At 61.4% G+C, this 14,396-nt stretch carries 13 protein-coding genes; 11 read left to right on the top strand and 2 right to left on the bottom strand.

Translation table 11 applies throughout. The annotated features are described in order from the left end of the window. Window positions 1-107 precede the first annotated feature (107 nt). Both WNE31_RS05270 and WNE31_RS05275 read right to left on the bottom strand, forming a co-directional pair. Entirely contained in the window at window positions 108-1,361 is a 1,254-nt protein-coding gene (locus WNE31_RS05270) for a vWA domain-containing protein (protein ID WP_349978651.1), read from the bottom strand. Window positions 1,362-1,400: 39 nt separating this feature from the next. Continuing rightward, window positions 1,401-2,306 (bottom strand): AAA family ATPase, encoded by a 906-nt coding sequence (locus tag WNE31_RS05275; protein ID WP_349978652.1) that lies wholly within the window; start codon window positions 2,304-2,306, stop codon window positions 1,401-1,403. A 167-nt stretch (window positions 2,307-2,473) separates the two neighbouring features. On the opposite strand from WNE31_RS05275, the gene WNE31_RS05280 reads away from it, so the two are divergent. From WNE31_RS05280 to WNE31_RS05330, 11 genes are all read left to right on the top strand, one after another. Next, window positions 2,474-3,421, top strand: coding sequence for a phosphoadenosine phosphosulfate reductase (locus tag WNE31_RS05280; protein WP_349978653.1), 948 nt, complete (start codon window positions 2,474-2,476; stop codon window positions 3,419-3,421). A 58-nt stretch (window positions 3,422-3,479) separates the two neighbouring features. Then, complete coding sequence (pyrC, locus tag WNE31_RS05285) at window positions 3,480-4,520, top strand: dihydroorotase (RefSeq protein WP_349978654.1); 1,041 nt, start codon at window positions 3,480-3,482, stop codon at window positions 4,518-4,520. Window positions 4,521-4,596: 76 nt separating this feature from the next. Beyond that, window positions 4,597-5,277 carry an orotate phosphoribosyltransferase gene (locus WNE31_RS05290; protein WP_349978655.1) on the top strand — a complete coding sequence of 227 codons (681 nt, stop codon included), beginning with the start codon at window positions 4,597-4,599 and terminating at the stop codon, window positions 5,275-5,277. Between the two features lie 301 nt (window positions 5,278-5,578). Then, a complete protein-coding gene (locus WNE31_RS05295) occupies window positions 5,579-7,063 on the top strand; it encodes a replicative DNA helicase (protein ID WP_349978656.1) in 1,485 nt (494 codons plus the stop codon). Between the two features lie 159 nt (window positions 7,064-7,222). Continuing rightward, window positions 7,223-8,257 (top strand): alanine racemase, encoded by a 1,035-nt coding sequence (alr, locus tag WNE31_RS05300; protein ID WP_349978657.1) that lies wholly within the window; start codon window positions 7,223-7,225, stop codon window positions 8,255-8,257. Next, window positions 8,254-9,036, top strand: a complete 783-nt coding sequence (locus WNE31_RS05305; RefSeq protein ID WP_349978658.1) for an MlaE family ABC transporter permease — start codon at window positions 8,254-8,256, stop codon at window positions 9,034-9,036. The genes alr and WNE31_RS05305 overlap by 4 nt, the downstream gene beginning before the upstream one ends. Then, window positions 9,033-9,779, top strand: coding sequence for an ABC transporter ATP-binding protein (locus WNE31_RS05310; protein ID WP_349978659.1), 747 nt, complete (start codon window positions 9,033-9,035; stop codon window positions 9,777-9,779). The genes WNE31_RS05305 and WNE31_RS05310 overlap by 4 nt, the downstream gene beginning before the upstream one ends. Window positions 9,780-9,843: 64 nt before the next feature. Beyond that, window positions 9,844-10,272: a paraquat-inducible protein A gene (locus WNE31_RS05315; RefSeq protein WP_349978660.1), complete on the top strand. Its 429-nt coding sequence runs from the start codon at window positions 9,844-9,846 to the stop codon at window positions 10,270-10,272. 18 nt (window positions 10,273-10,290) lie between these two features. Next, on the top strand, window positions 10,291-11,658 hold the full coding sequence (gene radA / locus WNE31_RS05320; RefSeq protein WP_349978661.1) for a DNA repair protein RadA: 1,368 nt from the start codon (window positions 10,291-10,293) through the stop codon (window positions 11,656-11,658). A gap of 35 nt (window positions 11,659-11,693) precedes the next feature. After that, the gene (locus WNE31_RS05325; protein ID WP_349978662.1) at window positions 11,694-12,248 is read left to right on the top strand and encodes a CvpA family protein; all 555 of its coding nucleotides are present in this window, start codon (window positions 11,694-11,696) and stop codon (window positions 12,246-12,248) included. 126 nt (window positions 12,249-12,374) lie between these two features. Then, window positions 12,375-14,300: a DUF3604 domain-containing protein gene (locus WNE31_RS05330; protein ID WP_349978663.1), complete on the top strand. Its 1,926-nt coding sequence runs from the start codon at window positions 12,375-12,377 to the stop codon at window positions 14,298-14,300. Window positions 14,301-14,396 lie beyond the last annotated feature (96 nt).

A 14,396-nucleotide genomic window follows, 5' to 3' on the forward strand; every position in this document is an offset into this window, starting at 1 on the left:
AATATTTAATTTGTGGAATTTGATTGATCTGGATCAAGTCAAGGGGCGCTGCCCCTCTTGACGCCACTGGCGTCAATTCACCCCGAGGTATTTGACCCAAGAAAAAATCAGGTCAGCGTGGCCATCAGGCGCGCCTTTTCGCCCACATCGTCGGGGCGCGACAGGGCATCGGCCAGCTCTTCAAGCGATGCGATGGAGTGGCCGGCCCTGAAACTGTCGACATGGGGCAGCATGGTTCGGATGCCCTGCGCTTTGGGGGCGAACCCTTGCCACCGCATCAGGGGGTTGAGCCAGATCAGGCGCCGTGCGGAGAGGTGCAGGCGCTGCATCTCGTGGGCCAGAGCCTGCGGATCTCCCCGATCCAACCCGTCGGTGATCAGCAGGACAACAGCCCCCTGCCCCATCACCCGGCGCGACCAGTCGCGGTTGAAAGCGTGCAGGCACTCACCGATCCGCGTGCCACCTTCCCAATCCTGCGCCTCGGCCCCGGCAGCGGCCAGCGCCGCATCGACGTCACGCGTGGCCAGATGGCGGGTGATATTGGTCAGGCGCGTGCCAAAGGTGAAGCCATGCACCTTGGCCCAGCCTGCGCCCTTTTCATTCGCCACGGCATGGAGAAAATGCAAAACCATCCGGCTGTACTGGCTCATGGAACCGGAAATATCGCAAATCACCACGAGGTTTGGCCAGCGGGGGCGCGGGCTCTGGCGGGCCAGCGTGCGGATATCGCCACCCTGACGCATCGCGCTGCGCAGGGTTCGTTTCCAGTCGGCCCGCGCGCCATGGATATCCGCGCGTCCCCGTCGCGACGGGATCGGTTTCACCGGCAGTTCCAGCCGCGCCAGCATCCGCTTTGCCTGGGCAATTTCGGCGGTGCTCATCTGTTCGAAATCCAGCGACCGCAGGCGTTCCTCAGAGGACATGGTCAGCGAAGCGTCGATTTCGATCTCGCTCCCTTCATCCTCGCGCTCGATCTCGGGCAGGTCGCGGTCGACCCCGTCCAGCAGCGCCTCGGCGGCGCGCTTTTCGGCTGCCTGCGCCGTGCGGTCCTCTTGCGCGCCCCGAATGGCCGGCAACATCATCGCCATCATATGTTCCAGATAGCGCGGATCACGCCAGTAAAGCCGAAAGACCTGCGCAAACACGGCGCGGTGTTCGGGGCGCGACACGAAACAGGCGTGCAGGGTCCAGTAGAAATCACGCTTGTCGGTAAAGCCCGCGGCCTCGACCGCGCGGATCGCGTCAATCACCCGCCCCGGTCCAATTGGCAAACCCGCCTTGCGCAGGGCGCGCGCGAAATAGGTCAGGTTCTGCGTGAGCCTTGGGTTGTCAGGGATCTCAAGCGGCGCGAGTTCAGCCATATGTCCCCCCACGCGCCGTGATGCAGATCCGCACGGCCATCACAACGCTTCGATCTGGCTGCGGGCATCGTCGAGAATGCGCTTGGCCTCAGAGCCTTGCAGTTTGGCAATGTCGTCCTGATATTTCAGGATCGCACCGACCGTGTCGGCAATGACCTCGGGGCTGAGTGTCAGCACATCCAGCGCCAGCAGGCATTTCGCCCAGTCGATGGTTTCGGCCACGCCCGGTTTCTTGAACAGATCCTCGGTGCGCAGTTTCTGGACAAAGGCGACGATTTCGCGGCTGAGCGCCTCGGCGGCCTCGGGCGCGCGGGATTGCAGAATTGCCATCTCGCGGTCGAAATCGGGATAATCAACCCAGTGATAGAGGCAGCGGCGTTTCAGGGCGTCATGTACTTCGCGGGTACGGTTCGAGGTGACGATCACGATGGGCGGCTCGGGGGCCTTTATGGTGCCGATCTCGGGGATCGTGACCTGAAAATCGCTGAGCGCCTCAAGCAGGAAGGCCTCGAACGGTTCATCCGTGCGGTCCAGTTCGTCAATCAGCAGCACCGGCGGGCCTGCGGGGTGCTCGCGCATCGCCTGCAACAAGGGCCGTTCGACAAGGTAATCTGGGCCGAACAGTTCCGTGTTGAGCGCCGCGCGATCCGCAGTACCCGAAGCCTCGGCGGTGCGGATGGCGACCATTTGCGCCGCAAAATTCCATTCATACACCGCGCTGGAGGCATCCAGCCCTTCGTAACATTGCAGCCGGATCAGGCGACGGCCCAGTGCGGCGGCAATGGCCTTGGCGATTTCGGTTTTGCCGACCCCGGCCTCGCCTTCCAGGAACAGGGGGCGCCCCAGACGCAACGAGAGGAAAACGACCGTGGCCAGCGCACGTCCGCACACATAGCCTTCGTCTGCAAGCATCTCCTGCACCTGGTCAATTGATGAAATGTTCATGAAGCCCCTCCCGTTTCAACCCGAAGCTGCACGAGCCGTGCGGCCCGCGTCAAGGAAACCTGCGCCGATCGTGGCGAATTTCCACATTTTTGCCTTGATTGGCCTGTATCCCGACAAAAAATCCCCGCCGCCAAGGGGCAAGGGCAGGCAAGAAGGATAAACAGGCAATGCAGGATGCAGTGAACGGCTTTGACGTGCCGATGCTGGGTTTAAAGATCGGCGAGTGGCTTGAAAAGCTTGAGGAAATCGTCGACGAAGACGGGTATCTTCAACCCCTTGGACAACGGCATGTTGCCGCTTTTGTCGAGGACAAGCCGACGCTTTTGGTCACGTTCGAAACATATCAGGGCATTCAGGCGCGGGGCGACACCGGTCAACCATTGGGGTTCGAGCTGGTGCAGGCGCTGGGATGGTCACACCTCTGTCTTTTGTCCGATGGTGACACATGGTTCCGCGATCCGGCGGTCTATGCCTATTTCGACCGGCTGGTGGATGACGGGTTTTTCGAGGATTTCAAAGAGGTGGTCTTTTACGGCGCCGGACCGGGCTGTGCCTATGCAGCGGCGGCGTTCTCGGTCGCGGCTCCGGGCGCGCGTGTCGTGGCGATCCAGCCGCAGGCGACGCTCGATCCACGCATCACTGGGTGGGAAACCCGGCACATGCACATGCGCCGGACCTCTTTCACCGACCGCTATGGCTATGCGCCCGACATGCTGGACGCGGCGGCCGAGGCCTTTGTGATCCACGACCCCTATGAGCGGCTGGACGCGATCCATGCCGGCATGTTCACGCGATCCAATGTAACTACGCTGCGGATGCCTTTCATGGGCGCGAATATCGAAAATGACCTGCTTGAAATGCAGCTTCTGTTCCGCATTCTGGCCAAGGTCGCCAGCGGGACCTTTAACGAGGCGGCCTTCTATGCCATGGCCCGCGCGCGACGCAGCTATCCACCCTATCTGGAACGGCTGGCAACAGCGCTTCAATTTGCCGACCGCACCGTGCTTGAGGCGGTACTTTGCGCCAACGTGGTCTGCCGGATGAAATCGCACAAGTTCCTGCACCGCCTAGAAGCACTGGAACGCGAGGCGCTTGGTGATCTCGAAGCCGGTTGACGCGATTTTCTGCCGCGCCCCACTGGCGCGGGCGCACGGTTTTGTGTAAGCGGCAGGCATGACCCAAAGCCTGACGATCACCCGCCCCGATGACTGGCACCTGCATCTGCGCGACGGCGCGATGTTGCAGACCGTGCTGCCAGAGACCGCCCGCCATTTCGCCCGCGCGATCATCATGCCGAACCTCGTGCCGCCGGTTGTGAACAGCGCGGACGCCGCCGCCTATCGCACGCGCATCATGGCCGCCCTGCCCGCCGACTTGACGTTCGAGCCGCTGATGACGCTTTACCTGACCGAAGACACCGATCCCGAAGACGTGGCCGCCGCCCATGCCAGCGGTCTGATCACCTCGGTCAAGCTTTATCCTGCAGGGGCGACGACCAATTCCTCCAGCGGTGTGCGCGACTTTGACAAGGTCCGCCCGGTGCTTGAGAAAATGGCCGAAATCGGCTGCCCCCTCTGCGTACATGGCGAGGTCACAGATCGCGACATCGATATCTTTGATCGCGAGGCGGTGTTCATCGACCGCGTGCTGGACCCGATCCGCCGCTCGATCCCTGGTCTGCGGGTGGTGATGGAGCATATCACCACCAAGAACGGCGCCGACTATGTTCTCGCCAACGACAAGGATCTTGGCGCGACAATCACCGTGCAGCACCTGATCTTTGACCGCAATGACATGCTCGTCGGCGGGATGCGTCCGCATTACTACTGCCTGCCGATCCTGAAGCGCCGGGAACATCGCGAGGCGCTGCGCGCTGCTGCCTTTTCAGGGGACAAGCGGTTCTTCCTAGGCACCGACAGCGCCCCGCACCCGACCCACGCCAAAGAGGCCGAGTGCTGTGCGGCGGGGTGTTTCACCGCCCCCAATGCCCTGTCGATCCTCGCCCAAACGTTCGAGGAAGGCGGCGCGCTGGACAAGCTGGAAGGCTTTACTTCGCTGCACGGCCCTGCGTTTTACGGACTGCCCGTCAACACCGACACGATCACCTTGACCAAGGGCGATGCGGAAGTGGCTTTCCCCGAAACCTTGCCCGCAGGCGATCACACCGTCACCGTGTTTGATCCCGGCTTCCCGCTTTATTGGCGCGTCGCCTGAACTTCTTCTTTGCCAAAACACTTCCACCGGAGGCGCCCCGACATCGCCACCGCCGACAACACCAGAGGATGATCCCATGATCCCCACCTCCTATCCCTCGCAAGAGGAAATGGCCCGCCTAACAGCCCGCATGTTGCTGGAAATCGGCGCGGTGAACTTCAACACGGATGAACCCTATACACTGGCCTCGGGCCTGCCGTCGCCCAGCTATATCGACTGCCGCAAGCTGATCTCGTTTCCGCGCATCCGCGCGACCCTGATGGATTTCCTGACCGTCACCGTGATGCGAAACGCGGGCTTCGAAGCGTTCGACAATATCGCGGGCGGCGAAACGGCGGGCATTCCCTTTGCCGCGCTGGTGGCCGAACGCATGGCGCTGCCCATGACCTATGTGCGCAAGAAACCCAAGGGCTATGGCCGCAACGCCCGCATCGAGGGCGCAATGAGCGAAGGCGAGCGCGTGTTGCTGGTCGAGGACCTGACCACCGATGGCGGCTCGAAACTGTCCTTTGTCGATGCAATCCGCGACACTGGCGCAACCTGCGGCCACACGGCGGTGATCTTCTATTATGACATTTTCCCGGAAACGACCAAGACGCTGGGCGATCACGGGGTCGACCTGCATTACCTTTGCACGTGGTGGGACGTTCTGGCCGAAGCCCGCGCCCAGCAGGCGTTCAGCGAAGAGACACTGGCCGAGGTTGAAAAGTTCCTCAAATCTCCGCGTGAATGGCAGGAAGCCAACAAGAAAGCGTGAGCTTTCCCGCCTAAGTGCTTGAAGTCATGGAAACCACCGCCCGCGCGGTGGTTTTTTCGTCACAGCCTGTAAAATCCGGCTGGGGATAGTCTGGGGATAAGTGTCGCCAGAATCACGCCCGCAGCCCCACCCCTTGTAGTCGGCTGCCCGATCGACATCGATATATAGCACAATTTGTGCTATCCATGCGCAAGGCAGAAAAAGACTCACAGGTTTTGCGGGGGCTTATCCACAGGTTTTCCCAGATGGTATTGCGCCCGCGCTTCCTCTAGAACCGCTCCTACTGGGGAGACAGGCAAAAATGAACGAAATCGCAACGATCAATCCGACCGGCGAAACCACTGACGCCGATCCGATGCCGCATTCCATCGAAGCTGAACAGCAGCTTCTGGGTGCGATCCTGACAAACAATGATATCTATGACCGCGTGGCCTCGATTATCAATTCGAGCCATTTTTATGATCCGGTCCATGCCCGCATTTACGAGGTTGCAGCAGCCCGTATTGCCAAAAACAACCTCGCGACGCCCGTAACGCTCAAGGCGTTTTTGGAAGACGACGAGGGCCTTAAGGAACTGGGCGGTCCGGCCTATCTGGCCCGTCTCGCAGGGGCGGCGATCTCGGCGTTTGCGGCGCGTGACTATGCGCAGATGATCTATGATATGGCGATCCGCCGCGAATTGATCGGTCTTGGCAACAATATCGCCACCAAGGCCCAGAAGGTCGATGTTGCCTCGGAACCGAAGGAACAGATCGTCGAGGCCGAACAGGCGCTTTATCAGCTGTCCGAGCAAGGACAGACCGAAAGCGGCTTTGTCTCGTTCCTGAAAGCGGTGACCGAGGCCGTCAACGTGACCAACCAGGCCTATGAGCGTGGCGGCGGCATGGCGGGTGTGTCGACCGGCCTTGTGGATCTCGACAAACAACTGGGGGGCCTGCACCCCTCGGACCTTCTGATCCTTGCCGGACGTCCCTCAATGGGGAAAACCTCGCTTGCGACCAACATCGCCTTCAACGTCGCCAAGGCGTACAAGAAAGGCAAGCGCAGCGATGGCACCGAAGGCGCGATTGATGGCGGCGTGGTCGGGTTCTTCTCACTCGAGATGAGCGCCGAACAGTTGGCAGGGCGTATTCTGGCCGAGGCGTCCGAGATTTCCTCGCACAAGATCCGTCAGGGCGACCTGACCGAAGCCGAATTCCGCCGTTTTGTGGATGCCGCGAAAGAGCTTGAAGCCTGCCCGCTGTTCATTGACGACACCCCTGCCCTGCCGATTTCCCAACTGGCAGCGCGGGCACGGCGGTTGAAGCGGACGCATGGTCTGGACGTGCTGATCATCGACTATCTGCAACTCTGTCGCGGCATGTCGGACAACCGCGTGAACGAAATCGCGGAAATCTCGATGGGGATGAAGGCGATTGCAAAGGAGTTGAACATCCCCGTGATTGCGCTGTCGCAGCTGTCGCGTCAGGTGGAAAGCCGCGACGACAAACGGCCGCAACTGTCGGACCTGCGGGAATCAGGCTCGATCGAGCAGGACGCCGACGTGGTGATGTTCGTGTTCCGCGAAGAATACTACAAAGAACGCGAAAAGCCGGGCGATCACGAGCTGGAAAAGCTGGAAGAATGGAAAGAGGCGATGGAGCGACTGCACGGCAAGGCCGAGGTGATCGTGGGCAAACAACGTCACGGCCCGATTGGCACCGTCGAGCTGTCCTTCGAGGCGCAGTTCACGCGGTTTGGCAACCTTGTGAAACCGTGGCAGCAACAGGATGACGGGGGTTTCTGAACCCTGCTGCAGCAGGATGCCTGCGGCGCGAGTATTTTTGGCAAGATGAAGACAGGGGACGCGCAAACCGCAAGCGGGGTTTGCGCGTTCTTTCGTTCTGATCCTCAGTTTACGCCTTTCCCTCTTGACCTTGGCGTGAGAGCCGTCAACAAACACCGCATGGCTACCGGTAAACTGACAATCGACCTTGATGCGCTGATCTCGAATTGGAAGGCGCTGGATTCCATGACCGCTTGCGAGACCGCTGCGGTTGTCAAGGCGGATGGTTACGGGCTGGGTGCGGATCGCGTCGCGCGGGCCCTGGCGCGGGCCGGTGCGCGCAAGTTCTTCGTGGCCGTGGCAGAAGAAGGCGTCGCCCTGCGTCAGGCGTTGGGGCCTGGCCCCGAGATCAATGTCTTTTCGGGACACATGTCGGGGGATACCGACATGATTTCAGACATGCAGCTGGTGCCGATGCTGAACTCGATTGACCAGATGCTGCGTCATGTCGAGGCCCTGCCCGGCGCGCCGTTTGGCATTCAGCTGGACACCGGCATGAACCGTCTGGGTATGGAGGCTGCCGAATGGGGCGCCGTGCGCGAAATTGCGGCCAGCCAGAACCCCACGCTGGTGATGTCGCATCTGGCCTGTGCCGATGATCCTGAACACCCTATGAACCCCACCCAGCTGCGCGTGTTTCACGAGATGACCGCCGGATTTGACGCCCCCCGATCACTGGCAGCAACGGGCGGGATTCTTCTGGGAGAGGACTATCATTTTGAACTGACCCGCCCCGGTATCGGTCTTTATGGCGGGATGCCCTTTGTCGACGCCACCCCGGTCGCCGCCCTGTCGATCCCCGTGCTCCAGGTGCGCGACGTGGAAGAGGGCGAAACCGTGGGCTATTCGAATACGTGGATGGCCGAAAGACCCAGCCGCGTGGCCACCATCGCGGCGGGCTATGCCGACGGGATCATCCGGGCCATGGGCGCGGAGGCCTGGGTCCATGCCGGGGACACGCCCTGCAAGATCATCGGGCGGATCTCGATGGATCTGATTGGCGTCGACATCACCGATCTCGGGGAAGAGCCGGATCATCTGGACCTTCTGGGACGGCATCAGTCTGTCGATACGCTGGCCGATGCTGCGGGCACCATAGGCTATGAAATCCTGACGTCGATGGGCGCGCGCTATGGGCGCCGGTACAAGGGATGATCCTGACCGCGCCCCTGGCGGCAATCGGCCGCGCGACCCTGGCGTTTTTCGCCCTGATCGGACAGGTCACGCTGTTTGCCCTGTCGGCGGTCAGCCATATCTTCCGTCCGCCTTTCTATGGCCGCGAATTCCTGATGGCGCTGTTCAACATCGGCTGGCTGTCGCTGCCGGTAGTGGGCCTGACCGCGATCTTCACCGGCGGCGCGCTAGCCTTGCAGATCTATGACGGCGGCAGCCGCTTTTCCGCCGAGGCCGTGGTGCCCCAGATCGTCGCCATCGGCATGGTGCGGGAACTGGGGCCAGTGCTGGTCGGTCTGATGGTGGCCGCACGGGTGACCTCGTCGATCGCGGCGGAAATCGCCACCATGAAAGTCACCGAGCAGATCGACGCGCTGACCACCCTGTCGACCCATCCGATGAAATACCTGACCGCGCCGCGCCTGCTGGCGGCGCTGCTCGTGGTGCCGGTGCTGGTGGGGATCGGGGACATCATCGGCATCTATGGCGGTTTTGTCGTCGGTACGCAGCAACTGGGCTTTAACCCGGCCACCTATGTCCAGAACACGGTCGATTTCCTCGAACGCAGCGATATCGTGTCCTCTCTGATCAAGGGATCGGTGTTTGGTGGCATTGCCGCGATCATGGGCTGTTACTACGGCATGAATTCGGGTCGTGGCGCCCAGGGCGTGGGACGCGCCACCAAAGCCAGCGTGCAGGCGGCCGCCGTGCTGATCCTTGCTGCCAACTTCCTGCTGACATCGTTGTTTTTCACGTCATGATCACATTCGAGAACGTTCATAAGACCTTTGGCTCAAAGCATGTTTTGCGGGGCGTGAACCTGCATGTGCCCAAGGGGGAATCGATGGTCATCATCGGTGGCTCGGGCACGGGCAAGTCGGTCACGCTCAAATGCGTGCTGGGTCTGATCACGCCGGATCAGGGCACGATCACGGTGGATGGCAAGGACGCGACCAAGGGCGACAGGGATGCGTTCCTCGCCCGGTTCGGGATGCTGTTTCAGGGCGGCGCGCTTTTTGACTCGCTCACCGTCTGGCAGAACGTGGCGTTCCGGCTGTTGCGCGGGTCGCTCAAGCGTCCCAAACAGGAAGCGCGCGACATCGCCATCGAGAAACTGCGCCGGGTTGGCCTGACTCCGGATGTGGCAGATCTCTTTCCCTCGGAACTTTCCGGCGGGATGCAGAAACGGGTCGGCCTGGCCCGGGCCATCGCCGCCGAACCCGAGATCATCTTCTTCGACGAACCGACCACCGGTCTGGACCCGATCATGGCTGGTGTCATCAATGACCTGATCCGCGAGATCGTCGTGGAAATGGGCGCCACGGCCATGACGATCACCCACGACATGACTTCGGTCCGCGCCATCGCCGACAAGGTTGCCATGCTGCATGACGGCGTAATCCAGTGGACCGGCCCTGTGGGCGAGATGGACAATTCGGGCGACCCCTACCTGACCCAGTTCATCTCGGGCAGCGCCGAGGGGCCGATCGAGGCGGTGCGCTAGCCGCGAGTTTTGCCGGAAAACTCGTCCCTTGCAGCCTTGCGTTCCAGCCCCTAGGTCAGGCCACATGATCCTGCGTCTTGCCAACTTGTCCCTGTTCCTGCTGTTCCCTATCGCGTGGTTTGCTCCTCTTTTGCACGCGGGGCTTTTGCCGATATTCGGTCTCAGCGAGATTTCGATCATCACCGGGCTGCAATCCCTTTGGGGCACGGACCCGGCGCTCGCGCTGCTGGTCACGTTTCTGGCGATTTTCGCCCCCTACATGAAAACCATCGGGCTTTCGCTCATCCAGTTCGGACTGATGCGGCGCAAGGTGCTGCCGGTTCTGGAAATCCTCGGCAAACTGGCGATGGCGGATGTGTTCCTGATCGCGCTTTATGTGGTGATCGTGAAAGGCGCGGGATATGTCACGGTCGAAACCGGCTGGGGGCTATACCTGTTTACCGGCTGCGTTTTGGCGTCGCTCGCAATAAGCCATTTGACCCGCCGCCGTTAAGCGTTCAAAAACGCCGGCATGGCAAAAAGCAAAACCCAGTTTTCCTGCACCGAATGCGGCAATATCACCACCAAATGGTCGGGCCGTTGCGAAGCATGCGGCGAATGGAACACAATTGTCGAGGACGCGCCCCTGTCGACCGGTCCATCCTCGGCGACCCTTGGCACGTCCAAGGGGCGCAGCGTACCCCTGACCGACCTGCGTACCGAGGAAACGCCCCCGCCGCGCACCCATAGCGGCATGGCCGAACTGGACCGCGTGCTGGGCGGTGGCCTTGTGCCTGCCAGCGCGATCCTTGTGGGCGGCGATCCGGGTATCGGCAAATCCACCCTGTTGCTGCAGGCGGCGGCCCAGTTTGCGCGGCAGGGCATGAAAACCATCTACGTCAGTGGCGAAGAGGCCAGCGCGCAGGTGCGGATGCGGGCCCAGCGGCTGAACCTGACGGACGCGCCGGTGCAACTCGCCGCCGAGACCAATCTGCGTGACATTCTGACCACGCTGGAACAGGAAAAACCGCAACTGGCCATCATCGACTCGATCCAGACCATGTGGTCCGACACCGTCGGCAGCGCCCCCGGCAGCGTTAGCCAGGTGCGCGCCGCCGCGCATGAACTGACCAGCTTTGCCAAGCGCAAGGGCATGGCGGTGATCCTCGTCGGCCATGTCACCAAGGAAGGCCAGATCGCCGGTCCGCGCGTGGTCGAACACATGGTCGATACCGTGCTTTATTTCGAGGGCGAGCGCGGACACCAGTTCCGCATCCTGCGCGCGGTCAAGAACCGTTTCGGCCCCGCCGACGAAATCGGCGTGTTCGAGATGACCGGATCCGGCCTCAGCGAGGTCATCAACCCTTCGGCGCTGTTCCTGTCGGATCGGGGTGAACCCAGCCCGGGCAGCGTGGTTTTCGCCGGGATAGAGGGCACCCGCCCCGTTCTCATCGAATTGCAGGCGCTCGTGGCCCCCTCGCCCCATTCACAACCCCGCCGCACGGTGGTCGGATGGGATGGCGGGCGGCTGGCCATGATCCTTGCCGTGCTCGAGGCGCGCTGCGGCATCCCCTTCACGGGTCTGGATGTCTATCTCAATGTCGCGGGCGGCATGAAGATCAATGAACCGGCCGCCGACCTTGCCGTGGCGGCGGCGCTGCTCTCGGCGCGGGAAGACGCCGCCCTGCCCGCCGATACGGTGGTTTTCGGGGAAATCAGCCTCTCGGGTGCCCTTCGGGCGGTAGGTCAGACAGAAAACAGGTTGAAAGAAGCCCAAAAACTTGGTTTCACAACGGCAATCGCTCCGAAAGGCGGGAAATCCCTTACGGTGGACGGCATCGCGCTGAACCGGATCGGGGATCTGACCGGTTTTGTCGGGGATGTCTTCGGAGCAGGATAACCGCCAAAACCGGCGGCAGAGGGAACGGAAAGCGCATGGAAGGTTTCACCATTATCGACGGCGTCGTCGCGGGCGTCATCATTATTTCGGCCCTGCTGGCCTATAGCCGCGGCGTCGTGCGCGAAGTCATGGCGATTGCCGGATGGGTAGCCGCCGCCGTTCTGGCGTTCATCTTTGCGCCGCAGGTCGAGCCGCTGGTCAAGGAAGTGCCGGTTCTGGGCGAATACCTCGCCGACAGTTGCGAATTGTCGATCATTGCCGCCTTTGCCGCCGTCTTTGCTCTGGCCCTTGTGGTGGTGTCGCTGTTCACGCCGCTGTTTTCGTCGCTGGTGCAACGCTCTGCCCTTGGGGGTGTGGATCAGGGGCTCGGGTTCCTGTTCGGCGTGCTGCGCGGCATCCTGTTGGTGGCGATCGCATTCTTTGTTTACGAAACCGTTGTGACCTCGCAGACCATCACCATGGTGGATGAGAGCCGTTCGGCTGCCGTATTCAGCCGCATGACCAACCGCATCGAAGAGCGGGATCCGGAACAGGCGCTTGGCTGGATCACCCAGCAATACGAAGAGCTGGTCGGCGTCTGCGAACAGTAAGCCTGTATCATTGACTGCACAGCGCCCGCCCCATAGCGGGCGTTTTGCGTTGCAAAGTTTACTTTGTGAAAAGGCCCTTTGGCGCTACCCTTTTCCCAATCAAGCGATTTTCAGCGGAGAAGTAACATGCTCAAACACATTTTGGCCGTGGCTTTGGCCGGTGCGACGGCCCTACCGGCACTGGCCCAGATTGTGCCATCCAAGGAATCCCTAGCCGGAGTTTATCCCGGCAAAACCTATTCGCCCTATGCCCAGCGCGGGTTCCCTAGCCGCGTTTACTGGGGCGAAACCCACCTTCATACCGCGCTGTCGCCCGATGCGGGGTTGTTCGGCAATACGCTGGGACTGGACGAGGCGTGGCGCTTTGCCCGTGGCGAAGAGGTCGTGTCCTCCACCGGCCTGCCGGTCAAGCTGGCCCGGCCGCTGGACTTCATGGCGCTGACCGATCACTCGGACATGATGGGCTTTGCCACCGACATGTTTGACGGGGCCCCTGCCATCCTGGCCAGCGATCAGGGACGCGGCTGGTACGAAGAAATGCAGAAAGGCGGTGAAGCATCTGCCAATGCCGCACTGGACCTGATCACCAACTTTGCCCAAGGGACGCTGGACCCCGAACTGGTCAAGGCCTACTCTCCCGGCTCGCCCGCCTATAACAGTGTGTGGCAACAGGTCATCGACGCCGCCGAAAAATACAACGAGCCAGGTCACTTCACCGCCTTCATCGCCTATGAATGGACGTCGCTGGTCAAGGGCAACAACCTGCACCGCAACGTGATCTTGCGCGACGACGCCGCCAAGGCCGAACAGGTTCTGCCGATGGTGACACAGCCGCCCGTAGGATCGACCGATCCGCTGGACCTGTACAAATGGCTTGAAGACTACGAGGCCCGCACCGGCGGCCATGCCCTTGCCATCGCGCATAACGGTAACCTGTCGAACGGCCTGATGTTCCCGGTGGATGCGCAATATACCGGCAAGGAAATCGACGAAACCTATGTTCTGGCGCGCAACAAGTGGGAACCACTTTACGAGGTCACCCAGATCAAGGGCGATGGCGAAACCCACCCCTATCTCAGCCCGGAAGATGAATTTGCCGATTACGAAACCTGGGATGCCGGCAACCTTGACTTGTCCGCGGCCAAAACCGAGGACATGCTGAGCGGAGAATATGCTCGCGAGGCGCTGAAACAGGGGCTCTTGCTTGAGGCGAAACTGGGCACCAACCCTTACAAGTTCGGCATGGTCGGGTCGACCGACAGCCACACCTCGCTATCCACTGGGGACGAGGACAACTATTTCGGCAAGGCCACTTCGGCAGAACCGTCCCTGACGCGTGTCTTCCATCCGTTCACTGAAACCGAGAACGGCATCTTCCCGGGCTGGTCGCTGAGCGCATCAGGCTATACCGGTGTCTGGGCCACCGAGAACACCCGCGATGCCATCTGGGATGCGATGGCCCGCAAAGAGGTCTATGCCACCACGGGGCCGCGCATGATGGTGCGGTTCTTCGGCGGGTGGGACTATACCGAGACCGACCTGCGCACCCGCAACCCCGCCTTCCCCGGTTATGAAAAAGGCGTGCCCATGGGCGGCGATCTGCAAAAGGCCCCTGACGGTGCGACTGCACCCAGCTTCATGGTCTATGCCCTGCGCGATCCCATCGGGGCCAATCTTGACCGGATCCAGATCATCAAGGGCTGGCGGGACGCGGACGGGGCGCTGAATGAAAAGGTCTATGACGTGAGCTGGTCCGACAACCGCACACCGGATGCCAATGGTAAACTGCCCCCTGTCGGCAACACGGTTGACCTCGAAGCGGCCAGCTGGACCAACACGATCGGCGCGGCGGAACTGGCAACGGTCTGGACCGACCCCGATTTCGACTCGGCCCAGCAAGCATTCTACTATGCCCGCGTGATCGAGATCCCGACACCGCGCTGGGTGGTCTATGACAAGGTGCGCCTTGGCGCGGAACTGCCCGAGGATGCGGTCCTGACCGGACAAGAGCGGGCCTATACTTCGCCCATCTGGTACACACCCGAGGGGTGATCCTCGCGTTGAACCCTGATGCGGGCCGGTGTCGATCGGCCCGTTATTTTTGGGACATAAAGGTTTTGCATGGCCTTAACCGACCTGTCACCAAGC

The organism is Shimia fortis, from assembly GCF_040225985.1.
In the GTDB taxonomy this organism is placed as follows: domain Bacteria; phylum Pseudomonadota; class Alphaproteobacteria; order Rhodobacterales; family Rhodobacteraceae; genus Shimia.

Bases quoted from the DNA above. Each gene is read 5' to 3' on its own strand.
- pyrC (WP_349978654.1), top strand. From the start codon at position 3,480: ATGACCCAAAGCCTGACGATCACCCGCCCCGATGACTGGCACCTGCAT.
- WNE31_RS05290 (WP_349978655.1), top strand. From the start codon at position 4,597: ATGATCCCCACCTCCTATCCCTCGCAAGAGGAAATGGCCCGCCTAACA.
- WNE31_RS05295 (WP_349978656.1), top strand. From the start codon at position 5,579: ATGAACGAAATCGCAACGATCAATCCGACCGGCGAAACCACTGACGCC.
- WNE31_RS05270 (WP_349978651.1), bottom strand. From the start codon at position 1,361: ATGGCTGAACTCGCGCCGCTTGAGATCCCTGACAACCCAAGGCTCACG.
- WNE31_RS05275 (WP_349978652.1), bottom strand. From the start codon at position 2,306: ATGAACATTTCATCAATTGACCAGGTGCAGGAGATGCTTGCAGACGAA.
- radA (WP_349978661.1), top strand. From the start codon at position 10,291: ATGGCAAAAAGCAAAACCCAGTTTTCCTGCACCGAATGCGGCAATATC.
- WNE31_RS05310 (WP_349978659.1), top strand. From the start codon at position 9,033: ATGATCACATTCGAGAACGTTCATAAGACCTTTGGCTCAAAGCATGTT.
- WNE31_RS05305 (WP_349978658.1), top strand. From the start codon at position 8,254: ATGATCCTGACCGCGCCCCTGGCGGCAATCGGCCGCGCGACCCTGGCG.
- WNE31_RS05325 (WP_349978662.1), top strand. From the start codon at position 11,694: ATGGAAGGTTTCACCATTATCGACGGCGTCGTCGCGGGCGTCATCATT.
- alr (WP_349978657.1), top strand. From the start codon at position 7,223: ATGGCTACCGGTAAACTGACAATCGACCTTGATGCGCTGATCTCGAAT.
- WNE31_RS05330 (WP_349978663.1), top strand. From the start codon at position 12,375: ATGCTCAAACACATTTTGGCCGTGGCTTTGGCCGGTGCGACGGCCCTA.
- WNE31_RS05280 (WP_349978653.1), top strand. From the start codon at position 2,474: ATGCAGGATGCAGTGAACGGCTTTGACGTGCCGATGCTGGGTTTAAAG.
- WNE31_RS05315 (WP_349978660.1), top strand. From the start codon at position 9,844: ATGATCCTGCGTCTTGCCAACTTGTCCCTGTTCCTGCTGTTCCCTATC.